This is a genomic window from Paenibacillus xinjiangensis, from assembly GCF_059686975.1.
Genome location: NZ_JCAALS010000016.1, coordinates 1 through 24,752, shown reverse-complemented (window position 1 = coordinate 24,752; position 24,752 = coordinate 1). Strand labels below are relative to the sequence as shown.

Annotated in this window: 17 protein-coding genes; 3 read left to right on the top strand and 14 right to left on the bottom strand. The window is 47.7% G+C overall.

Annotation, left to right across the window (positions count from 1 at the left end):
- Complete coding sequence (locus tag AC6ESP_RS16730) at window positions 1–831, top strand: AraC family transcriptional regulator (RefSeq protein ID WP_497097866.1); 831 nt, start codon at window positions 1–3, stop codon at window positions 829–831.
- Window positions 832–891: 60 nt separating this feature from the next.
- On the opposite strand, the gene AC6ESP_RS16725 is transcribed toward AC6ESP_RS16730, so the two are convergent.
- Both AC6ESP_RS16725 and AC6ESP_RS16720 read right to left on the bottom strand, forming a co-directional pair.
- Window positions 892–1,746, bottom strand: a complete 855-nt coding sequence (locus tag AC6ESP_RS16725) for a helix-turn-helix domain-containing protein (protein ID WP_497097865.1) — start codon at window positions 1,744–1,746, stop codon at window positions 892–894.
- Window positions 1,747–1,766: 20 nt separating this feature from the next.
- Window positions 1,767–3,164, bottom strand: coding sequence for an MATE family efflux transporter (locus AC6ESP_RS16720; RefSeq protein WP_497097969.1), 1,398 nt, complete (start codon window positions 3,162–3,164; stop codon window positions 1,767–1,769).
- A gap of 294 nt (window positions 3,165–3,458) precedes the next feature.
- Between AC6ESP_RS16720 and AC6ESP_RS16715 the strand changes: the two genes are divergently transcribed.
- Window positions 3,459–4,574 carry a glycoside hydrolase family 88 protein gene (locus AC6ESP_RS16715; protein WP_497097864.1) on the top strand — a complete coding sequence of 372 codons (1,116 nt, stop codon included), beginning with the start codon at window positions 3,459–3,461 and terminating at the stop codon, window positions 4,572–4,574.
- A 191-nt stretch (window positions 4,575–4,765) separates the two neighbouring features.
- On the opposite strand, the gene AC6ESP_RS16710 is transcribed toward AC6ESP_RS16715, so the two are convergent.
- From AC6ESP_RS16710 to AC6ESP_RS16660, 11 genes are all read right to left on the bottom strand, one after another.
- Window positions 4,766–5,899: a serine hydrolase domain-containing protein gene (locus AC6ESP_RS16710; RefSeq protein ID WP_497097863.1), complete on the bottom strand. Its 1,134-nt coding sequence runs from the start codon at window positions 5,897–5,899 to the stop codon at window positions 4,766–4,768.
- A 58-nt stretch (window positions 5,900–5,957) separates the two neighbouring features.
- Complete coding sequence (locus AC6ESP_RS16705; protein WP_497097862.1) at window positions 5,958–6,890, bottom strand: glycoside hydrolase family 43 protein; 933 nt, start codon at window positions 6,888–6,890, stop codon at window positions 5,958–5,960.
- Between the two features lie 215 nt (window positions 6,891–7,105).
- Entirely contained in the window at window positions 7,106–12,091 is a 4,986-nt protein-coding gene (locus AC6ESP_RS16700; protein ID WP_497097861.1) for an FN3 associated domain-containing protein, read from the bottom strand.
- 5 nt (window positions 12,092–12,096) lie between these two features.
- Entirely contained in the window at window positions 12,097–14,361 is a 2,265-nt protein-coding gene (locus tag AC6ESP_RS16695) for a helix-turn-helix domain-containing protein (RefSeq protein ID WP_497097860.1), read from the bottom strand.
- 116 nt (window positions 14,362–14,477) lie between these two features.
- Window positions 14,478–16,010, bottom strand: coding sequence for an extracellular solute-binding protein (locus AC6ESP_RS16690; protein ID WP_497097859.1), 1,533 nt, complete (start codon window positions 16,008–16,010; stop codon window positions 14,478–14,480).
- Window positions 16,011–16,103: 93 nt separating this feature from the next.
- The gene (locus tag AC6ESP_RS16685; protein WP_497097858.1) at window positions 16,104–16,979 is read right to left on the bottom strand and encodes a carbohydrate ABC transporter permease; all 876 of its coding nucleotides are present in this window, start codon (window positions 16,977–16,979) and stop codon (window positions 16,104–16,106) included.
- Window positions 16,980–16,998: 19 nt separating this feature from the next.
- Window positions 16,999–17,967: an ABC transporter permease gene (locus tag AC6ESP_RS16680; protein ID WP_497097968.1), complete on the bottom strand. Its 969-nt coding sequence runs from the start codon at window positions 17,965–17,967 to the stop codon at window positions 16,999–17,001.
- Window positions 17,968–17,991: 24 nt separating this feature from the next.
- On the bottom strand, window positions 17,992–19,257 hold the full coding sequence (locus tag AC6ESP_RS16675) for an MGH1-like glycoside hydrolase domain-containing protein (protein WP_497097857.1): 1,266 nt from the start codon (window positions 19,255–19,257) through the stop codon (window positions 17,992–17,994).
- Between the two features lie 19 nt (window positions 19,258–19,276).
- The gene (locus AC6ESP_RS16670; RefSeq protein WP_497097856.1) at window positions 19,277–20,311 is read right to left on the bottom strand and encodes an alpha/beta hydrolase family protein; all 1,035 of its coding nucleotides are present in this window, start codon (window positions 20,309–20,311) and stop codon (window positions 19,277–19,279) included.
- 512 nt (window positions 20,312–20,823) lie between these two features.
- Window positions 20,824–21,717: a nicotianamine synthase family protein gene (locus AC6ESP_RS16665; RefSeq protein ID WP_497097855.1), complete on the bottom strand. Its 894-nt coding sequence runs from the start codon at window positions 21,715–21,717 to the stop codon at window positions 20,824–20,826.
- 409 nt (window positions 21,718–22,126) lie between these two features.
- Window positions 22,127–23,164 carry a glycoside hydrolase family 88/105 protein gene (locus AC6ESP_RS16660; RefSeq protein WP_497097854.1) on the bottom strand — a complete coding sequence of 346 codons (1,038 nt, stop codon included), beginning with the start codon at window positions 23,162–23,164 and terminating at the stop codon, window positions 22,127–22,129.
- A gap of 191 nt (window positions 23,165–23,355) precedes the next feature.
- Here AC6ESP_RS16660 and AC6ESP_RS16655 point away from each other — a divergent pair, with 191 nt between their 5' ends.
- A complete protein-coding gene (locus tag AC6ESP_RS16655; protein ID WP_497097853.1) occupies window positions 23,356–24,225 on the top strand; it encodes a helix-turn-helix transcriptional regulator in 870 nt (289 codons plus the stop codon).
- A 127-nt stretch (window positions 24,226–24,352) separates the two neighbouring features.
- Here the strand turns inward: AC6ESP_RS16655 and AC6ESP_RS16650 are convergent, their stop codons facing one another.
- Window positions 24,353–24,586, bottom strand: a complete 234-nt coding sequence (locus tag AC6ESP_RS16650; RefSeq protein WP_497097852.1) for an RNA 2'-phosphotransferase — start codon at window positions 24,584–24,586, stop codon at window positions 24,353–24,355.
- Window positions 24,587–24,752: the final 166 nt, after the last annotated feature.

Below are 24,752 nucleotides of genomic sequence, written 5' to 3'. Positions count from 1 at the left end.
TTGACAGATACATCATGGATGAATTGCCTGTTTGTCGGTTATTCGCATCATACTGCTCCTTTTAACAACTCGTTGCAGCAAGGAAAGTCTGATGATCGTATTCTTCTGCGCTTGCAGACAAAAGGAATAGGTCGCATTGAGCTTGGCGGAGAGACCTATATTGTACAGCCTGGCGACCTCATCATCCGCAAGCCAGGTGAACACTATCGGTTATTAATAGATATGGATATGGATGCAGATCCGCTTATTGGAAGTGGAGACTACTATTTATGCTGCACAGGTACTTGGGCTCGGGAGTGGTGCAATCGAATGCCGAACAGAGCTCGTACCCAGTCAGCGGAAGACTTGCTGCCACTCTGGAGGAAGCTTATTCATGAGAAACGGAATATTCATGAGGAGCATGGGGAAATGGTAGACACTATCATTAAAGTGCTGCTATTAACGATTGAGAGATCCGTGCAGAGAGAGACAGTCGCAGCGTCCCGTCCGGAGCTATATATTCCATACAAAATGAAACAATTCATGGAGATGAACGCAACAAAGCCGCTGACACTGCCACTTATAGCTAAGCATTATGGCGTCAGCGTCTCCACTGCCTCCCATTTGTTCAAGAAAGCATTCGGCAAATCTCCTATGCGTTACGTTCTTGACATTAGGCTGTTTATGGCAATGGAGAGAATTGTGTATAGCGACATGCTGCTGGAGGATATTGCAGAAGCCTGCGGATTCCGCAGTTATTCTTATTTTAGCCGAGCCTTCCGGGCACATTATCAAGAAAGTCCCAGCGAGAGCCGCAGCCAGAATCGACGCCAACAATTGGAAAACATGTAACGATCGCATATAGCTGCAGCAGATTCCTAACCAGCTTCTCCCCCCTACACTTATTGGCTGCTACAGATTAAGGCGGTACTGATGCGGAGAAACTCCCATAATACGCTTGAACAGACTAATAAAATAAGAGGTATTCGTAAGGCCTACCTGCTGTCCGATTACTTCTACGGATCTGCTCGTCGTTTGCAGCAGGCTGCATGCTTGCTGCATTCGGCGTGCAGTCAAATAACCTGTGATGCTGCTGCCCGTCTCTTGCCGGAACAGCCGGGACAGGTAAGACTTCGACATATGCAGCTCGCTTGCAAGCAGCTCCAGCTGAAAGGGCTCCGCGTAATGCTTCTCAATCCATTCCATCACAAGCTCTGACTGCCTCAGAGGCTTAAGCCTCTCCATCTGCCCGTCTCCCGGAATAAGGCTTCGTTCAATGACCGACAATATGTTCAACAAAAACAGCGCACTATGCTCAGACTTGCTGCCTGCGGAGACAGCGAGCAGGTTCTGCTGAAAGGCGGAGCAAGCAACCTCCAGCTCCTCTTGGCAATCGATCACTTCGATGCCCTGCTTGGCGATTATCCCCGTCTGCATTCTCCGATAGACACCGTACATAACCGGAAATACACTCAAATAATCCTTCATACGGTCAGGGTCAAAATGAAATACGCTGCGTTCATACGGCTTGCTTTCATCTACCTCTACATACACTTGATGCAGCTGGAACGGCTGAAAATAAAACAGCATGCCAGGCTTTATCTCATACGTCTTCTGATTCACGACCACAGAGCCGTGTCCCTGGTGCACGATCAATACTTCGGAGCCTCTATGCCAATGATAGTAGCCCTCGAATTCATGCTCCGTCCAATTGCGGTACGCCCATAGAAAAGGCAGTCCCCCGTAATCCATTTCCTGAAACAGCATCTCGTTCACGGATTCTCCTATCAAATAATTTTGTGCTTGTACCACTTGTCTCCAAGAAAACGCCAGCCAAAAATAACGCCTCTGATTCCCCATTCAGCTACCATTGCAATCCATACCCCCATAATGCCGTAGCCCAGCGTAATCCCTAGAATATAGCCAAAAATAATACGGAACAGCCACATCGATATTAGTGAGGTAACCGATGTGAATCGAGAATCCCCTGCTGCCCGAAGCGCAGATGGCAGAACAAAGCTGAGCGACCACAAGAACGGCTGTGCAATAACAATTAATAGCGTCAATGCAAATATAGATGACACAATCTCTTCAGGCGGTGAGAACAGTCCAACAATGAACGGAAAGAATGGCATAAGAGCAAAGCCTATCAGAACAAAAATAACGTTCGATAGTCCAAGCAGCGACTTGATGAATTTCCGCGCGTCCTGAATATTGTTACTGCCGATGCATTGCCCAACGATTGTCACTATGGCAATACTAAGCGCACTCCCTACGATTTGAAACACCATGGAGATCGAACCGCTAATGGCATTAATCGTCATAGCTGCGGTCCCTAATTTCACAATAAACGTCTGGGTGAGAAGCTTCCCACCATTAAAGAACATTTGCTCTAATGCAAAAGGGAATCCGATGAACATGATTTTTTTGAAAATGGAATGGTCGAAATGCAGCAATTGCTTTAGCTTAAAATGCAAGGAATGATTGATTTTCGTCAAGTATAGAAGAGCCGTTACCATCCCAATTGCCCGCGAAATTAACATGGAAACAATAAGGCCCATTACGCCCATATCCATCCACGAAATCAGCACAATATTTAATACTAAAAAAGTAATATTCATAATAAGAGATAATACTAGACAGATTTTCGTCTCGGCCATCCCTCGAAGCACACCATTAATCGCTTGAAACATCGCAATTAGCGGATATGACAAACAGCTGCCAATGAGATAAAGCCTTGCATTATGAAAAACAGCCTCTTCTGCCTGTCCGAATAATGCCTGTAAGATTGGCGTATGGAACGCAAGTAAGCATGCCGTAACAATGAATGAAAGAACCGTTACGGCCGAAATAGCCTGCGAAGCAGAACGAGCAACCATCTCCTGATTCCCGCTCCCTTTGTACTGGGCAACAATTACCGTACCGCCAGTCGCAACAGCAACAAACACATTGATCAAAAATATATTAAGCGAATCTACCATACTTACCGCACTGACCGCTGCTATACCTGATGAGCTTATCATCGCGGTATTTAATAAACTCATGATGACCAAGAAGCCTTGATCCACTACGATTGGAATGATGATTGCAATCATTTGCTTGTAACTCATCTTTTCGCCGCTAAACCATTGATGCAGCTTCTTGTCTACCTTCTGCTTCCCTTTCGTTAATCCTAATGATTCCATCTTCCGTATCACTTCTTTTAATGAATTTGGTAAAGCACGCTTCCAGATTCAACCATAAATTTGAATAAGACACTTTGTTTATCATACACCTAAATGCCATGTAAAACTCAAATGATCAACAATTCTCATCTAAAAAAGCCACAAGCATGGATATAGGCTTGTAACTTCTTTCTAATAGGTCAACAGAACAACATTTTTAAATATAGTAACACAACTTTGGCTATTGGTCAGAGACTATAATAGGAGCTGGCGGCTTAACCGCAATCCTTACTACTAGAGGAGGCTTCTATATTAATGGATCAAGCCTATAAAGAAAAAATATGGCTGCAATTAACGGATAAGGCAGAACATATGCTCCAACAAATCGGACATAAAACCCCACATGCTGCCAAAGCAGACGGCATCTATGATAGCACCGACAATAGCTGGTGGACATCCGGCTTCTGGCCCGGCCTGCTTTGGATTATGTATGACACAACGGGTAACGAGTCATTCAAGGCGGCTGCATGGGAATGGGATGCTAGGCTGGAACGCGGCTTTGGCGAGCATCCTGTTCAATTGCATCATGATGTCGGCTTTCAGTTTCTGCCGACAGCTGTCATCAAATACGAATTAACTGGCGACCAAGAAGGCCTCCGGATTGGCTTGGAGGCAGCTAACTTCTTATCAGGCCGCTATAACGTGAATGGCTCGTTCATTCGTGCGTGGAACGACCAAGCAGCACTAGGCTGGGCCATTGTCGATTGCATGATGAATATTCCGCTATTGTTCTGGGCTAGCCGCACAACAGGTGATCCCCGCTACAAGCATATTGCGATTCGCCATGCAGACACCTTTCTTCGCCACGCTATTCGTGAGGATGGCTCGGTATGCCATATCTTATCCTTTGATCCGGAGACAGGCGTTTTTCTAGAATCTCTGGGCGGCCAAGGCTATTCCGGTTCCTCTGCATGGAGCCGAGGCAATGCTTGGGCGCTGTATGGCCTTGCAATTGCTTACCGGTGTACCGGTCATGATCGATATCTACAGGCTGCCAAGCGTGTGGCGCATTACTTTGTTGCCGCACTGCCGGAGGATCATGTACCTTATTGGGATTTCCGTGTTGAAAGTCTGGAGGGGGAGCCACGTGATACCTCCGCTGCCGCTATCGCAGCATCCGGTTTACTGGAGCTTGCCAAGCTAGTTCCAGCTGCCGAACAGCGTATCTATACCGCGGCTGGTGAGAGAATGCTATATTCACTAAGCGAGAATTATGCGACCTGGCATAATCCTTCCCATGAAGCCATCCTTCTTCAAGCTACTGGACATAAGCCTCAGAATGCTAACGTCAATGTATCCCTGATATACGGAGACTATTACTTCGTGGAGGCATTCGCGAAGCTGCAGGGCTGGCAGCGACATATCTTTTAATAGCTTTACGATAGAGACAGGTACAGGTATTGCGAGAATAGCTTATGCGAGGAGTGCCTTTTTCTAATTTGTGCTTTTTATTTGGATATTTCATTTTTTATAAAAAGACTGCTCCAACAAGGGCAGTCTTTAACTTTTATACCTATCGCTTATCCTTATAAAACAAATAATACAGCTTGTCTAGCGACACCTTACATACAAGCATACACGATATTTCTCAAACGTGGATGTACGTAAGGCTCCTGATTATTCAGCAAATGCTGCGCATACATAACAGTCAACTGTGAAGCCGGATCAATGATAGCCATACATCCGGCTGCTCCGCTCCAGCCGAATTCTCCGATCGGACTCAATGACCCACTGTACGCTTTGGAGATATGTGTCCGTACGCCTAGCCCATAGCCATACCCTTTGAGTTGCTCCCATGAGTAGTCGTCACGCATATGCTCGGTCAAGTGATCGGTCCGCATCAGCTCCACCATTGCCGGCGATAGGATGCGTACGCCGTCTGGACTCGTTCCCTGATTGGTCAACGCATTCAAGAACAATGCATAATCACTTACAGTGGACAACAGTCCCGCCCCGCCGCTCTCGAATTCCGTACCGATTCGGAAACCGTTCCCGTCCTTGCGCTTAGGCTTGCCCAGCACATCATTATATTCGTACTGCGGAGCTAGACGGCTTCGTTGCTCATCCGATAGATCGAAGCTCGTGTCACGCATGCCGAGCGGCCCTGTAATCTCATCCTGTATGTAGGTGCCGAAGCGTCTACCGTCCACGACCTCTATAAGTGCCGCGAGGACATCATGACACAGGCTGTAATTCCACTGGGTACCCGGCTCGAAGAGCAGCGGCTCCTTGGCGAGCGCCTCCACGAAGGAGCGCGTTGGCACTTTACCTCCTGTTCTTTCCACAGCTTCCCTTATGGAAGGCGCTCCGAGATCATAAGAGAAGCCCGCCGTCATAGTGAACAGATCCCGCACTCGGATCGGTCTCTCCGCTTTCTCTAGCACAGCCTCGCCGTTCGGAAGCTCCTTCCTCACGTTCATATCGGCGAATTCAGGCAGATAAGCCGACAGCGGATCGTTCAGCAGCATGGCTCCCTTCTCGACGAGTTGAAGCGCCGCCGCGCAGGTCATGATCTTCGTCATGGAGTAGATGTTGAAGATCCGTCCTTCGTCGATCGGCGTTTTCTCTTCCAGGTTGATGTAGCCGCTGCGATATCGGAATACCGTTTCGTTGCGATGAATGACCTGCACCTCCGCCCAAGGGATACGCCAGGAGGTGATTCGGTCGATAAATGAGGCAAGAGGTTTGAAATCCATAATCGTTCATCCTTTTATATAGAGTAGTCGTTTGGAAGCATTCGATCGCGTTAATAAACTAATACTTCCCGTTTTTTATTCTATCGTACTCTTCCATCGTAATCGATAGTACGGTGCCATGCTTAAAGCCATACGGAAAGCTGAAGCTTGTATCCGAGCGTATGAATCGCCCGCTGTCGATATCATCAGCAATAAAAGGAACGTAGCCCTGCCCTTCTCCTTCAACACCGAAGAAGTCCAGCATCAGACACCATTTGCCGTTAGGCAGCTTGAATGCTGTAGGCGCTTCATAGGCACTGTGGCCGAGCTTGGCCATTTCCTCATCAAAGGCTTCGATTCTCGTATACTCACCGGTAAGCGTTGTTCCCTTTTGCATAATAATGCCTGCCGGGTCAACCTCGCTCTTCAAGAAACGATAGAATATGCCGTTCTCCTCATAGATAGCAGAATCAATGATTCCGCTGCCGTCTTTCCTGCACAGCATTTGAGGCTTAGTGAAGCTACCAAAGTCCTTGGTTCGCGAATAATAGATAGCCTTATGGCCATAATTATTAGAGGCATGGGCCGATGTCCAGTGGAGGACGTAATCTTCATTCTGGTTATCGTATATGACATCCGGTGCCCACAGGCATCCATAATCTTCATCGCCGAGCTCTATCATTGTCTGGTCCGACCAGTTCACAAGATCATCCGATTCCCACATGGACAGACATTTGCTGCCGTCTCTTGAAATATTGTCCCAACTACTCTTGTACTTGGTGTCAAAGCCATTCGCAAGCCCAAGATCAGTGGCAATGATATAGAACTTGCCTTGCTTCGTTCTAATGATCGTATGATCACGTACACCTTGATCACCTTGTTTACTCCAAAGAATAGGCTGGCCGCCATTGACCTGTTCCCAATTAAACCCGTCCGTACTCAGTCCAAAATAGACCTGTTCACCATCAGATGTTTTCTTTTCTTTAAAGTGTACGAATAAATAAGCTTCCATGAAATATCCTCCTTAATGGTTGTATGTTGTAGTCAGAATGAGTACCTCGATTAATTAGAATTAATATATTTATTAATTAGAATATAATTACACTAATTCAATACCATCATATAAGATTATCCCATTCATTACAATTCAAATAAGCAAGGAGTACGCGCTTATCGCACTTCTCCTTGCCTTAGATTTGTAATTAAGTAATCCGGTAGTAGCATGAGCTAGGGAGCGAGAACAACCGAGCTTAGATTGACCTCTGTTTCTCCCGTCTCCCCGATCTGGAGATGAATTTCGGCAAAGCCGCTTCCGGACCTTACGGCAAATGAGCTTACCGCCGCATCTGCATCATTATTGCTCAGCAGCACATTTCCAAGGCTCGTAATCCCCTGTACGAAGATCGTGTAAGACCCGGGAGACAAGAACTCGGCACGTAGCTGAATGGATGCTGACGAGCTGCTTAAGACCTCGATATCGGATGCTGCGCTTATCCGAATCTGCTTGGTTCCAATTGGAACGGTTAGCGTAATTGGATTCGTCTGCGAACCAAGCAGTAGGCCCAGCAGCTCAGCTCCTTGATAATTGGGATATAGGTAATCCGATGTTTCCCACTTCAGCAGGCTTGCCGCATCATACAAATGAGTAGGATACAAGCTGTCGGCAGCAGTTGTCTGTCTGGAGCCGCTGACCGACAAACCCAAGCTGATCGTCGGATAATCCATCCCGCCTCCCAGCAAATAGGCGTCCCACAGCCCGTCACGCTCCATCACTTCATACAGCTCCATCAGAGCGATGCCGAAATCATGTCCGGACCATTGAACGGGGCGGCCGAACCAGGTTCCGGGCAGCGGCTTCCCATCGCTGCGGTACGTCGATTGGCCAAATGCAGCAATCGCACCGTAGCGCATAAACGTATGACTGCCGAACGAGCCGCCCAGCCCACTCGCCTTATCGATCCCGTAGCTACCATCATCCCATAGATAGATAAATGGCATGCCTCTCCCAGCCCAAAGCTGGGCTTGCTCGATATAATCCGGATTCTCTGTAATGGCATAAGCTTCTACATTAGCCCGAACGGCCAAGGCTGCTGTTTCCAGCTCAGGGATCATATTTCTCAGCTCCCAGGACTGAGAGCCACGCGGCAGAGTGAAGTGTTCATTCATGTAATCCAATCCCGCAAGACCGTAGGTCAAGGCCGATTCATTTCCCGTAATTCGCACGTGCCGAAGCATTTTGAATAGAATTTCCACATTGGAGCCCGCCGTCACATCGGTTAGTTCGCCCATATGAACGCTTGTCGGAAAGCCTTTGCGTGTGATATACGTTTGATAATCCCAGTACACGCCCTCTGACACATTCGAGGGGTTCACTATCTGTGCCGAGCTAATGGCAGAATCCACATTGATTGATTTCAAAGCTTCCATTGTAGGACCCGCAATCCCTTCCAGATAGAACGGCAGGATATATCCATAAGTGGAGTAATTCCCTCCCACCGAAGCCATTGCAGAATCCACGCGCGTCTCGGCAAGATCACGGAAGGCTTCACCACCATAACGTCCTAGAACGGCATAAGGCATAACAAAGGCAGAAGTGATGGTTGGCGTAGCAAGTGGACCTATCCTGTTCATCCATTTATTCTCAGACGGATTCCATAAATTCTCGAAGCTGGTCAAGATCGCTTCACTTTCCTGCTCCATCGTCCCATGCGCATAATCAAGCGGCTCAGGAAGGCCATATTCCTTCATCCAATCCTGAACAACAGAAGAAATCTCTGTGCTTTCCTTCACAAAAATGCGAGACTGCAGTGTGATTTCTTCATTCGCTCCAAGCGCATAGGGCTGCCGGACAGGATTTTCATTGTTCGAATTGGCAGTGATCCGATTATAGAAATCAGGAATACCCGTCGCGAAGGTAGCGTTCTCATTGATTCCATTAAGCATCGACGGTATAAACAAACTCAGCTTCGTAGACACGGTATCCTCCCCCCGCTCCAGACGGTTGGGAAGGCCAAAAAACGCTGAAGGCTGATCATGCACGCCATCCCACTTCTGGTGGGTATCCCACATCAAGCCGAATAGCAGATTATCCTTTCGCACCGCCATCAAGGGAACCGTAATTTTGCGCGGATTAGGTACATATCGATAAGCGTCTACGGAATCAATAACCGCATCCGTATCGGACGAGCGATTGTTCAGTTCCATCGCATCCAGCCATTCCAGCCCTGGAAATAATGCCTCATGGATATAATCTCCTGCAGCTTCTTCGTCTACAGACCTGATTACCTTGTACTGCTCGTCAAGCGATGGAATTCCTGCCTCGCCCAACAGCAAGGTAGGGCCGACAATAGCAGCGATATCACGTGATGCATCAACCTGCAGCGAGTGCTCAAGCGCGAATTGGCCATCGCCGTCCATATCGATGCTCAGCTGTCCCGTCCAATCGGCTCTCTGTGGATCTGTGAATTCTATCGGGAAAACAGAGGGACTAGCAGCCGCTGGTAACGCTGCATACAGCTCCTGAACGTGGATTTGACCATTGCTTGCCAGTTGCTGCACACTTCCCAGTGACGGTATAACAGCCATCCGGCTCCAGACGCCATTGCGTTGCGCCTCCAACCAGGCAAAGCCGTAGCCGCTAAGTCCCGTGTTCTGTGGCGACGGAAATACCAGACGTCGGCTGGCATTGCCGATAATGACATCATCGATCTGACCACCGGCTGGCAGCGAAGCCTTCACGCTGAAGATACGCGATAATGCTCTTGTAGTCGGGATACCCGCTCCCGATATAGTCAGCGATATTCCACCCGCTCCCGTGCCCGTTACCTCAGCCTCATAGGTCAGAGTTGCCGTTTGACCGGATAACAAGCCTGACTGACTCCAATCGTCCACTGGCGTAACCTCAATAAAATCAGGAACAGACAAATCCACAGACATCGAATCGATGTCTTCCCCTATATTCTCCAATACCGCTTTAATTTCGAAGGTATCGCCCGGCGATAAGATCTCCTTAGACGATGTTTCGAACTTAGTCAGCCTGACCTCGGCCGGCAAATCCTGTTTGCGCAGCATCTGGATATCCTTCACTATGATTTCGATGCCATCCTTCATGCTCGGATACGTGGCCATCGGATCAATCCTCAGCTTTGTAATGCTGCCCGTCCAGCCCGGATTTTGTCCCATATCGATAATATAGCGCTGGAAGGATGGGATTTCTGTGGCTGTATTGCGGAAGGTCACCTTCCTGGATTCACTGAGCTTGTTCGTATCCGTACTTACATCCGTACCGAAATAGACTGCAGCATTCGCCGTATGGTTCACCTTCATCCAGACGCTTAAATACCGATATTCGGCAGGAACCTTAAGCAGTCCCGCATCATGGAAATCCAGATAAAAAGTAGGATTGGAGGTCGTTGCCTCAATTTCGTCAGGCGTTGTAAACAGATGTACGCCCTCCGAATCTCGGAATACGTTATCTGTCACAATATGATTAGCCCAAACTCCCTTATCCGCATTCACATCCCAACCGAGCAAATTCGTCCATGGGGCCGAAGCTTTTCCATATGCCTCATCCTGCTCTTGAGCGTAAATAACCGAGTTGCTGGCAAAATCCCACGAGGTGATTAGTCCGCTATTCAGCGCCACTTTCGTGTAGCGTGCCGAGGTGACTGCTCCAGCAAGCCCATCCCTTACTGCAATCGCCTGTACTTGAGATGTTTCCGTTATCGTTAGCGAAGCCAACGAAGCGGGTACCATCGTACCATTGGCTGCTGTATCGGTAACCGCGTCATAGAGCGGACTCGAGCCGTCTGCTGTGTAAATAATCGCATCAGCATGCTCCGAGCTTATGTTCACCTGCTGCGTATTGTGGAACACGGCTGAGCCGGTCATCAGCACCGGATTTACACCGGCTATATACGTTTCCTCAGCGCTGCTCTTTATTTCTCCATCCAGAATCGACACCGCTTTGAATGTGAGTGTATGATCGATGACAACCGAATCACTGAAAATGTAGTCACCGCTGATCTCCGTTCCATGCGTGAGCGTTGGCTCGGAGCCGTCCAGCGTGTAACGGATACTGTCGGCGCCGATGACAGATACATCGATTTGTTTCGTAGCCCCGAGGAAGGTTTCCCCTGCAGATACGGTCAATTGCGTTTGCAGAGGCTGGCCGATTTGAACCGTTTTGCTCTTATATATAGATATTTCCGTATCCACATTCGTCCGCTCACTGGTATAGACCGGGATCAACTCCACCTTATATTCTTTGTTGGCCGTCAAATCGCCTACATACAGATACTGATCCCTCTCGCCGGTATAGGAGAGTTGTTGAACGGGCGACGCATCCGTCAGATTCTGATAGCGAACTATAAATTTGGTAACGCTTTCATTTAGTGGTGGAATATAGACATACATGCCTGCCGTATCCCCTGACAAGGCAAAATCATCCCGCTCCTCCTCAGACTTCAGCTTATTAAACAAATAGTTGTCCAGCTTAAAGCCCGTATTGGCATTGCCGAATATTCCTACAAAGCCCTGACCTACCGGAGAAGCACGCAGCACATCGACTACAGGTGCCGAATGGTTGTTCATAAACACCTGTACCCGGTCACCGTCAGCTACCAGCTTGACGCGATACGTTTCCCATGGCATAACTTCTCGATTCAGTCCCGGAACACCGTAATCCTTGAGGCTGCGATATTTGCCCGTATCGGTATTGGCGATAGAGGTGCTGCCTTCGAAGAAGTTCATTTTGCCGTCATATGTGAAATGTGTTTTCAATTGTGCATCCCAACCATCGTTCCAAGCATTCTTCTGAAACTGGATGCCGACCTGCTTACCCATCTCCCGGTTTGTCATAGTCATATCGAAGGAAACCTCGAAGTTATCGTATTTGTCTACCGGCACACTGGTGAAGCCGTAATCGAACACCCCCACAGTGGAGCTCGTTAACGACCCCATCACGAGCTGTCCATCATTTAACGAAATATGACTCGTATCACCGGAGAATATGAATGCGTTGCTAGTTCCATCATGATAAGTTCCGCTTACTAACGATCCCGCTTCAAAATCAAGCAAATACGTGGATCCTTCGCGGATAACGGCCGGGTTAGCAGCGGGATCGGCATCCGCCTTCTGAGGGCCGGGAATAAGAACCATTGGGACCAGCAGCATAACAGCTAACAGGGATAAGCCTAATTTTTTCAATAACAATGTCTTCACTCCCTTAAGAGATGTTGTTCACGATATTGTCCTGGAGTCATGCCCTCCTGCTTACGGAAGTAGCGGATAAAATTCTGGGAGTTATTGTAGCGCAGCCGCTCCGCTATCTCTGCAATTTTCAATTCGGTATTAACTAGCAGATCCTTCGCCTTCTGCAAGCGAAAGCTTGATAAATAATCACTGAAATTGATGCCGGTCTCTTTGCGAAATACGCCTCTGATGTAATCCGGATGGTAGCCCAAACGGGCAGCGCATACATCCAGCGATAGATCCGTCTCCACCTCATGGTGAATCATCGCAAGCATCTGATCCGAGATCCGCATATATTGCGTTTTTCTTTTCTGCTCGAACAGCTCCATCATCGGATACATTAGCGCCTCACGGAACCATTGACTAATTTCCTGCACCGTTCTCAGCCTGTACAGTTGATCGATTAACGATTTCTCCCCATCATATAGAGAGGCCAGCGGTTCACCAAGGTTCTGCGCCATACGGACCAATTCGAGCAGGAGGGCAGTTAATGGCACAAAATACTCACGGTGATTCACCTTCTCTTGGAATACTTCCTGCAAATGCTGCTCAAGCAGTTGCTCGGCCCGAGCAATATCGGCCAGCTTCACCGCATCCAGCAGTTCCTGCTCAACTCGCCCCTGAAAAAGGGAGAGAATCGTACCTTCCGGTTCGACATCTTCGATATAAATAACAGAGCCTGCCCCCGTCCTGATCGTATACTTCAAAGACTCTGTCGCATCCTGATACGCCATTCTTGCATCCTCCAGCGCCGGATAGAACCGACTGATGCCTATGCTGACCTCAAGCTCGAGAAACTGACTTACCTTCTGCCGAATCTCAGCAGCTAATTCATTCACTCTCCTCTTCCAGCCCTCCTCCTGCTCCCCCCGGCATTCAAGCAATGTGACTTGTGTGCGGTGCATAACCGTCGGCTTCAGTCGCTCCGAGGCCGGTACGATTTCATCCACGATATTATTTATGGCGAACAGAAGCAGATCCTCATCCACTTCCTTATAGCGAGTGCCTTTTAACGTATCGATCTGAACGGCCATTACGCAGATCGGCCCCCAATCCCGCTTGTAAGCAAATCCGGATACCTTCTCCCGAATTTCCTGTACCCGCACTTCGCCTTGAAACAGCTTGATCATGAAAAGCTCCTCGACCTGCCGTCGCTGCCCTTCGATAATGCCTGTTAACCGATACTTCGTATCAAGCATTTCATTCACCTGACGGCCAATGAAGCGCAGCTCATCCGCATCTGCGGACTTCCCGTGCTCCGGTTCGGCCTGCAGGGATCGGTAAATCATTTGAATCGGACTGTACATCCGTCTGGCACCCAGCCAGGACGGCAGCAGCGTAACGGCGAGAATAAGCAGGCAAGCCGTAATCGTATACCATTCAATAGCTTTCGAATCCTTCGTAATCACCTCTACAGAGGAAACGGATATATACTCCCAGCCATTATAAGGCGATTTGCGGAACGTGACACCTTTATCTCCATTGGCAGAAGTGGTGTAGGCCCCCACCGTAGCCGCATCGCTATGAATTGGAAGCAATTCCGCTCTGCTGCTGAAATCCTTGCCAATTTGCGAATGATCACTATGCGCCAGCACCAGGCCGTTCTCATCCAGAATCATAACGTCACCAAGCTCTTGGTTATTAGCCAGCAGCTTATTAATCTCCTTACTCTTGAACTTCACGATGATTAAGCCCGATGGCGAAGCGGAATGAAGCGGAAGCTTCTTGACCAGATGCACCTCCTCACCCATAGTACCAGCTTGCGTCCAGAAGCTGGTTTTGGCCGACGCTGAATAATTACTTACCATGTCCGCTTGATTAAAGCTTTCTAGGCGAAACACCTCGGATGAATTATCAATCGCCCAGCCGCGCTTCAGACTGACCAGCAGAATATCCGAAATACCCAAATCAAAGCCTTGAAGCTGATGAAGCCCCTGCAGCAGGCTGTTCACCGTTTCAAATTGATTGGGAGTTAGAGGCATGTTTAAAGCTGAATTCACTAGAGAAGAGCTGATGAATTGTATCGCTGATTTATCCGCTGTCTTCAGAATCTGCTCCACCCTCTGTTCGGTTTGCTCCAAATTCAGCATATTGCCCTTAGCCACCTTATCCTGAATGATCTCAGAGGATTTCTGGTAGGATAGAAACCCCAAGACGAGGACGGGGAGCGTTCCGAGAAGCACGCTGAACAGAAACAACCGTATTAAAAACTTAGGTGGACGAATTCTCATGATCGGACTAACCTCCAAAGGATGCGAAATGAGCGAGGAATTCATTTCTCCAAGGGAGAACGAATTCCTCTACTCTATTGTATCCGAGCATACGTTGTACGAATAGCGCTTGCCTATTATTTCAGTTGCAAGTATTGAGCAGTGTATTCCTCGATAACCTTATCGCCACCGCTCTTCTTCCATTGCTCCACAGCGGTATTCCAGCCCGCCTCATCTATATCGCCCATAATAAACTTCACTCTTGCATCCTGAATAATTTTCGTAATCTCGGAGCCTTTCTCGGCAAGTGTAGGCGATTGGAACGATTCTGCCGGATTCGCTACAGCAATATCGGCATTGTCTTTGAACATTTGCTTATATTTGTGCACGATTGGAGCAAACTCACCAGCATCAGCCAGGCTACCATCATCAAAGCGGATTTGATAGATCGAATTGATGTCGGTCTCATAGGCTTTTCCGTCTGTACGTACCGGTTTATCGTTCTCCTTCTTGTAATGCTTGCCTTCAATTCCCCACTCGAATAAATTTTGCATATTCTTATCAGCCAGCTTATCCATAAAGCCCAGTATTTGTTTCAGCTCATCTTCAGTCTTCACACTGGTCTTCGGGAACATATAGGTACCCACATAACCGCCATTAAACAGCATCAGCCGCTCGCCCTCTGGTCCATTAATCCGGCTGACTACGTCAAGTACAGCATTAGGATTAGCCTTGGCCAAGTCGTTAAAGCCCGCATTCACATCATCCAAGGTACTGATAATTAAGCCTGCTTTTCCTTGATTAATAGCCTCCTGACGTTTTGTGCCCGGCACGACAGCGAAATCCTGGTTAATAAGCTTTTCATCATACAATCTTTTATACAGCTTAAGCGCTTCCATATATTCCTTAGTTAAAAAATCGGGAATGACCTTATCGTTTTCGATTCCATACAGATTGGGTCCACCGTACCAGCCTAGAATCGTCTGAAACCCGTTTAGTCCTCTTCCCTCATACATGCCGAACGTATCCGCCTTGCCGTTCTTGTCGGGATCCATTGTGCTGAATGCCTTGATCACATTGTAGAAATCATCAATCGTCTTCGGCTCCGCGAGCCCAACTGCGTCAAGCCAATCCTTTCGCAAAATAATCCCTTCACGGGCCAGAGGGCGGCTGCGGAAAATACCGTATATCTTGCCTTCAATCGATATGTTGCTTAGCACCATCGAATTCAGCTTGCTCAGATTCGGATAATCCTTCAGATACGGGCCAACTTCCCAGAATAAGCCGGACTGTACCGCATTAATAATGCCTTGTCCTTTATTGGCTGCAATCATCATAATCTGAGGAAGCTCACCAGCGGCCAGCGTCGCATTAACCTTATCGTTGTAGGCGGAGTTAGGCACCCATGTAATGTCCAGTTCAGTTCCTGTGTACTGCTCGATCATTTTCACCGCTTCATTGTCTGCTTTCGGCGGTTCAGCAGAATAGTACATATTCATCATCGTAAGCTTTAGCGGCTCGCTTGGTTTGGCCGTTTCTTGATTGACAGTAGGTGAGCTGTTCACACCATTCTCTGCCCCTTGACCACAGCCTGCCAGCAGACCTACCACAATCAGCAATGCTCCTGTGATTTTCAATCCTTTGCGTCGTTGTCCGTTAGATCCCCTCATTGTGATCCTCCCTTTTCTTCCTTGTATTTTATATTAAAAGATTATGCGCCTAGCGTCACTCTGAAAGAATGAAAGCAGAGTGAACATTCAGCGCTATCCTTTAACCGAACCCAAGAGTACGCCCTTTGCAAAATGCTTCTGCAAAAATGGATACACGATTAAGATTGGCAGCGTTGATACCGTAATAACGGCCATCTTGATCGACTGCGGCGGAATGGTGAAGGAATCGCTCACCTGACTGGAATCACCGATCCCACCCTCAGACATAATGACGACCTGCCTGAGAATAACCTGAATCGGCCATTTGGCTGTATCGTTGATATACAGAATTGCAGAAAAAAACGAGTTCCAATGGCCCACTGCGTAAAACAAGGAAAAGGTCGCAATCGCAGGAAGCGATAGGGGCAGTACAATCTTGATCAGAATGATCAGATCATTGCAGCCGTCGATTTTCGCCGATTCCTCAATGCCTTCCGGCATTTGCTGAAAGAAATTTTTTAATATAATCAGATTGAAGGCGCTAATCGCACCCGGCAGTAATAAAGACCAGAGCGAGTCTATCAATCCCAGTGACTTGACGACTAGAAAGGTAGGAATCATGCCTCCGCTAAATAGCATCGAGAAGATAACCATCAGCATGACCGACCTACGCCCCAGCAATTCTCTGCGAGAGAGAGGATAAGCCATTAAAGCGGTAAATATAATATTGATGAAGGTGCCTGCCAGCGTAATGTAAATGGTGTTCAGCAAGCTTCGGACAATCGTGTCGGTCGAGAAAATGTAGGTGTAAGCCTCCACAGAAAACTTAGTTGGGATTAATACCATGCCCTGCTTGGCAAATTGCTCCGGCGATGCGAACGAGCCAAGTACCATGTACAGAAACGGCAGCACGGTTACGGCTGCGAATAGTAGCAGCAGAGTCAGATTAACACCGTCAAATAACCGTCCACCCCATGATCGGTCTCTCATTTCAATTCCTCCTTTCCCCTTAATAAATGCCTTCTTCCCCAGCTTTTTTGGCTAACGCATTGGTAGCCAGCACCAGCACCAGCCCGATCAGGGATTTGAACAATCCTACAGCCGTGCTGTAGCTGAATTGAGACTGGTTAATCCCTACCGAATACACATAGGTGTCGAAGACCTCCCCCACCTCGCGGTTCATTGCATTCAGCATCAAGATAATCTGTTCAAAGCCTGTATCCATAAAGTGGCCAAGCCGCAGGATGAACAAAATAATAATCGTACTGCGTATCGCAGGAAGCGTTATATGCCACAACTGGCGCCAGCGCCCTGCACCATCGATTTTGGACGCCTCATACAGACCTGGATCTACGCCTGCGAGTGCAGCAAGGAAAATAATCGTCCCCCAGCCCGTTTCTTTCCAGATTACTTCGCTCATAATCATGGTTCGAAACCAATCGGCGCTAATGAGAAAGTTAACCCGTTCCCCGCCCACATTCACGATCAACTCATTCACGATACCTCCCTCAACCGTAAAGAGCATGTAGAAGATCCCCACCACTACAACCCACGAGAAGAAATGGGGGATATAGACCATCGTTTGGATAAATCGTTTCAAGGACTCCTTGCGTACCTCATTGAGCATCAGCGCGACGATGATCGGCAGAGGAAAAAATAAAACCAGATTGTAAATCGCGAGTATAACCGTATTTTTAAACAGCATCCAGAAGGTTGGCTCGCTAAAAAAACGAGTGAAATGCTTGAGCCCTACCCAATCACTTTGCCAGAAGCCCAGAAAAGGCTGGTAATTCTTAAAAGCAATCAATACGCCCCACATCGGGAAATACTTGAATAGAATAAAATAAATAATGCCTGGCAGCAGCATAAAATACAGCCACCTGTCACGAGCGATAATTTTGCCGATCCGCTTCTTCTTGTTAGGCTGTGACGGGGAACCTATGCTGGCGCCGACCGTCTTGAAGGATCTTTCCTCCATCTCCATATAAGTGCCTCCTGTTCGTTAACATTCATGGACAAATGGCTTTCCTTCCAGCCATGCAATCATGTTCAATACGAGATAGTTCCAATTCTGAAAGCCCTTGTTCAGAATTGGCTCACCATTGTCCGGTTGGTAATATTCATGCATCCCGCCAGAACGCTCGATGTCTCTGCCGAATAAGGTGATGGTCTTCTCGGCCAATTCCCTGGCATCCTGTTCGAAGCCGTATTGCACCAGCCCGCGGAAGGTCAAGTAGTTGGCGATTCCCCAGATCGGCCCCAGCCAGTTGGACGGGTTGCGTGTAGCGCGGGCATTGTACATTTTCTCCAGCTTCGACAGCGTCCTGACGCCATAAGCGGCATGGAAGGTGCGCTCATCGCGATAGTTTTCGGCAACGACTCGCTCCGCCTGTTCGGGCGTGGCTACCCCTGCCCATAAGGCCATGAAGCCCGACCATACACCGATCCGTTGAATCAGGCAGTCCCAATCTCGCGGCTGGCCACTGTGCAGGCCGCTAGTATAACCCTTGGGCAACAGAAGCACATCGACACTATAGAAGAAACCATCCTTCTCATCCCAGCAATGCTCCGCAATCGCCGCCTTAAGCTCCCTCGCATCCTTGTCGTAATCAGCCGCTGCTTCATTAAGAGAGAGAGCTGCACATAAATAACTCAGCGCTTCAAGCTCCTTGACCATTAAGCAGTTTAAGTAAATGGAAGCCGAGCTGCGTGCCGGACGGAAATACGTACATGGATCATTGTCCACTCCTATGGCATGATCATTCTGCCAAAGGTACAGACCTGTGCTGTGTCTGTGATGATTGCGGTAATTATTCACGAATCGCTGCAGAGGATACAAGCCCTCCCTTAGCCATTCCGCATCCCCGCCCGCTTGCTTGACAAGCAGCGCTGCATGCTGGGCCAGCACTGGCTTATGCATATTGGAGGAATAAATATCAGCCGGCTTGAGATCTCCGACATGATCTATCCGCTGGACAACAATCGGAATCCAGCCATCCTTGCCGCACCAGGACAAATAATTCAGAATGCAGCCCTTCTCATACTCCGCAGCCTCCTCCGTCAGCGCGGAGTCAGCCAATTCCAGCAGAGTTTGCTTCAAGGCAACATTGCTGAGCCAGCTGTCCCAATCCCACAAAATATCGGGGTACTGCTTGCTTCCCGGAGTCAGGAACGGATACGCGAAAGCGCCTCCTGATTCACGGTACATTCCCTTATAGTCCTTCGTAATATGTGAACGGATTATTGTGGAATAATGCTTGATTGACATGCTGCGCTCCTCCATTTGTCTAACGATTTCTGTTGTATCGAACAATCGTATAACCTTCGACTTGTTCTCCCGTCACTTGGAATTCATTTTGCTGCAAATCATAGGTCACCATGGCCACCTTATCGATGGAATTCAGAATGATTGAAAACTCCTTCGTGATCAGATAACCAGCGACCGTAAAAACGCCGGAGGCCGGTATTTCGATAGGCACGTTGTACTTCCGGCGATTCTGCTCGCTCAGCTCTCTCATCTGACATAGCTGTTCCTCCGTGGCATTCCCCCAATGCTCCCTCGTCCCGACCCCCTCCAGCTCCAAATAGCTAACACGCTCCTGCAGCCCAAGCTCCTGCACACGTTTCATATACATCCAAGCATGCTGGACAGGGACACGGATATCCGTTTCTCCGTGAGCGATGAACAAGGGAGTCAGCACATTGCCCAACAACGCTAAGCCGCTTCGCGAGTAATAAGCCTCAGCGTTTGTCTGTGGAGGAAAGCCGATCCACACATCCAATTCATCGCGAAACTCGCCAAGCTCGTCCTGCTCATACCACAGCGTGTAATCGGTAATGCCGCACATCGCTGTCGCAGCGGCAAAAAAGTCAGGAAACTTCCCGATGATCGCGTACGCATTTCCTCCGCCGCCGCTTCCCCCTTCGAAGTAAACAACCTCAGGATCAATGATGCAATCGGCGTAATGCTTGCGTACATAATTTACGGCATCAATCACGTCAAGCAGTTCCCAGCCGTTACAGTCTGGCTCGCCATCAGAGAATGCCCGTCCCCTCATATCCACCTCAATAATTAAATAATCGCCTTCCTGATGAGGCGTATCCATATAAGTAAAGGAAGGGATGCTCATATGCCAGCCATGGGTCGTTACACATATTCGGGAGGGCTTACGCGGCTTCAGTATTCTCATCGCGAGGCTCAGCTCCGGGTGAACCGAAGAAGGATAATAGATGAGATCGCAATAAGGAGAGTATTGATTGACACGTTGCTCTCTACTTCTCTTCTGCTCTCTGATCCGATCCTCATACTTCACAAAAGTCATGCAGCATAGCCTCCTGTGTGATGGTTTGATTTCCCCCAGCTTACCGGGCATCGCACAGTGCCGTCTACAATCATTACCGAGCAACAATGCCTCCTATAAGCCAAATAATCTTTTGCGAGTGGTGATAATCATTAGCGTGTTAATGATCGGAGAGCATGCAAAAAGCCCTCCTGCAGGTACAGGAGGGTACCACGTTGATAAAAGCTCGGATTGTGAATTTTGTTGCGTATTTATGCGGCACTATAGATTCGTCTGAAAGAATAATGGGAACAACTTCCACATAAAAAGAACGGAATATCTATTTTGGGGCAACGAAGAAAGTGAGCAGCTTTAAGATACTCTCTTGCAATGACTCAAATGGGTAAATGACTCTTGTAAACCAATGCAAAAAACACCTCCAAAATGATCTCCATATCTTACGACATGGTTGCATTCACGTGGAGGTGTTTTATATTGACCTGAGGACTATCTCTATATTTCACACTGCAACATAAAGACTCAACAACGCTACGTCAATCCGGTATAGGAGGAGAAGGATAGCGATCTAGAAACAACGTCGAATTGATAACCAAGTTATTATCAGGACAAGTTCGTCCCCGAATCCGCCACCCCTGGTTATTTAATTGTGATTCATTAATCGCTTCGTACATGATTTGCTTCATCCCCTCAGCTGTGCGAACAGCTACAAGAGGAGCTGGGGAAGTACGACTAATCTGTTCAAGCACTGCCCGCTTATTTCTCACGAGACTAGCTACAAAGATTCGGTTATAAGAGCTATAATCGAACGCTGCTCCATTCTCCATAATGACAGCCACTTTCGTTCGCAAGCCCATTTTCTCAAGGAAAGATCGGGATGCCTCACAGGCCACAGGGTCGATATCCAGACAGATGACCTCCTCATTAGAGAATAAATGAAGAATAATCGGACTTAGCGGCATCGGTCCGCTGCCAACGAACACAATTGGTGACCTCTCCATCTGACCGTCATGACGAGACAACTGACGAAGCATGGACAGCTCCTCGCTAACCAAGGCCATATATATAGTCCAGTAGGGCAACTGTGTAATCATATCCAGCACGGAATCCTCTGCTCTGCAAATCGCTTGAGAATCAGCCAGCTCCACTTGAAATTCGGCTTTTGACAACTTTTCCTGCAGCATACGCTGGTTCATTACCATATATTCATTGCTTAGAACATTCAATATTTCCTCGGGCGAGTAGTAGGCGCGCAATTGCTGTGTCAGGCGTCCAATCATCTTCGTCACCCGTTGATTGGCTGGATAAAGATCTTCTTCTTGTTGAAGAAGCTCATTGACTTCACGGATAAGCTCGATAAAGTCATTAATCTTTTGCATATTTGGCATGCTGCCGATATGTATATTAGTAGCAGTAGACAAACTCTCCATTTGCTCCATTCCTCCTTCATTCATCCGCCTTCTCTACAAATATATTCATATGGTCAATAATGTAGACGAGTGATCGGACAACGAATATCGAGTAAAGATGGGAGATTCGAGCAGCGGCATATAAGCGAAGCCTGTACCTGTCACCTTATATAATGATACACTGGTAAAAATACAAATTATTGGGGGCAGTATGATTTTATTCAGTGTACTTCTTATATTCGGGTCTCATAAAAGTAGGAGGCGAAATAGGTTTATATTGGATCAACCCGTTTTGGCGGTGTCATGTGTACGCTTGCAGGACTATGTGGAATGATTGCTTTATTCCTATAAAAAAACACCTATTCATGGAGAATTCGAATTTACATTCGTCATTCAACGTGAATAGGTGTTTTCGATTAAAGTTCGTTACCTATATCTTACTGACAACTTCCTTATTCTGAAGCATGGCCACCAGATAAGCCAATGTTAATCCTTGGCCCCAGCCTTGTGCTCTCTTCTTGGAGATGACCTTGTAATCATCTACGCTATGCATGACTGCCGTACCTGCAGATACATTCCGGACCGTACCATCTTCATCAATGTTAGCCAGAATGCCTTCATAGGCTTTGGCCATATAGTTCTGATGCAGCGGATGCCCATTAACGACAAGTGCTGCGGCAATACCTGCGGAGGCTGAAGTTTCCTCATAGGAGGTCTCATCATTCAATACCGTGCGCCACAGGCCATTCGGTGATTGAAGCCTGACCAAAGCGCTTAATTGATCGCCGAGAGCCCCACCGATCTGCATCCACATCGGCATAAAGGGATTCAGCATTTTGTAAGCCTGTGCCATCGTATAAGCGGCCCATGCATTCGCTCTCCCCCAGTAAATACCGGACAGATGATCTTCTCTTACATTATCCCATGCATGATAGAACAAATTCGTCTTCGTGTCCTGAAGGTATTCTTCATGCCAGTAAAATTGATTAAGCGCATCGTCAATGTATTCCTTATTGTCCAGTTTATATCCAAGACGCAGAAGGAAATAAGCGGCCATGAACAACGTATCCGCCCACGCCTGCTCCGGGAAGTCATTCGAAGAGGATACCGTATGCTGGAAGACGCCTTCCCCGAATCGGATAGCATCTTTTCGCAAATATTCGGCTTTCATCAGCGCCAGGTCAAGATACTTCGAGTCACCTGTAGCTTCATGCAGGGTCAACATTGTATGCCCCATCGCACAAGCATTGACCATCATAGGCGGCAGCCCAAGCTCCAAATATTCATCAACCCATTTGACCAGAAAATCGATATATTCTTGATTGCCTGTTACTTCCCAAGCTTTGCTAATTCCGTAAAAAGCTACACCGCAAGACCAGTTCCAAGTGAAATCCATATTCATCGTTTTGCGTACGACCCGGTCTATGAGTTCCTTTACTTCGTCTTCGTTACATTCAAATTTGCGCATAGGATCGATTCCTCCGTATATTATGCATGATCTTTCTATTGGTAAGGCCTCTTTGATTAAAATTGATTTCCTTGCTCCAAGATTAGCATAAATATAGGAGTTATTTCTCCGCATTAATAAACAAATATTCCACAAACCCCGCATATATTGATATAATATGTATAGTCTTTTGTCAGTGAAAGGAGCTCTCCATGACTATTCAATCGCTTCCCGACACACTGCTCCATGGATCAATAAGCGAACCCTTGTGGATCGAATTCGACCGGAGATTCGGCCATCATTCCATGACGAATACCCACTACCATAAATCGCACGAAATTTTTTATCTATATAGTGGTGAACGAAACTTCTTTATCGGAGATTCCGTTCACCACATCCAGCAAGGCGATATGGTGCTTATCGATTCCAACGTCGTACACAAAACATCAGGGCTTAGCATGCCCAATCACGAACGAGTCGTCCTCCATTTTGGTCAAGCCTTCTTTAACGGCATTTCACCGGAGGATATAGATCTGCTCCTGGCCCCCTTCGCCGATGGCCATCCGCTCATCAGACTGAATCTGCAGGAACGGATGCAGGTGGAGGAGCTGCTTCTCTCTCTCTTGACCGAACTTAGCGAGTGTCCCCCAGGCTATCAGCTGCATATCCGGAACATGGCGATTGAATTACTGCTGTTCACATCTCGTCACGTTCTGAAGCGTAAGAATCTGCCTGATATCGAGCTTACCCCGGTTCAGCAGAGGGTAACGGATATTGTCCGCCACATTAATCAACACTATAGGGAGCCGCTGCATCTGGACGACATTGCCAAGCAATTTTTTGTCAGCAAGGGCCACTTATGCCGTGTCTTCAAGGAAGTCACCGGCTTCGGCTTCACCCAGTACATCAACACAACCCGGATCAAAGAAGCCGAACATCTGCTTCGCGAAACGAACTGGAGTGTGACTCAAGTATCGGAGCACTGCGGATTCGAGAACTTCTCCCACTTCGGCAGAGTGTTCAAGCAGCTGTCCGGCTTGTCCCCCCGTGCCTATCGGAAGCTGGAGCACTCTGGGAAGTGAGAGCTGGTAGCCCCACCTAAAAAAGAAACCTTGAAAGGCATGAAGCCAATCAAGGTTTAAATCACTCAACTTAGATTAATCTAATTCAATGAATATAGGTGGCACATAATCCGCCAACCATACTGCGTTATTGCCTTGGTAGAATTTCACCCCCCTTACTAAAAGCCTTTTCAGCTAGTATCTTTAGCAGCACAGGGTTGGAATCTTTACGTTTTCCTACTAAATTCGCAGTATTAATATCAACTGACATATGAACATACTGCCTCGCCATTGGCTGCAGCCCCTCAGATAAAATCTGCTCAACCAGATGCCTCGCAGTTCCATGATACAGGATTGCTGGGGGAATACTCTCCCCCTTCATTATCTTTTGAGGAACAGAATGACCGTATAATGCTCTTATCCTGCCAGCCCCAATCTCGAGAGCCCTGCAAAAGCCTTGATTTTGAGGAAATGGGCACTCCGAGATGGTAAAAGTGATTGAAAAACTAAAAAAGCAGCTCATTCCTCATCAGAGGATGGGCTGCTTT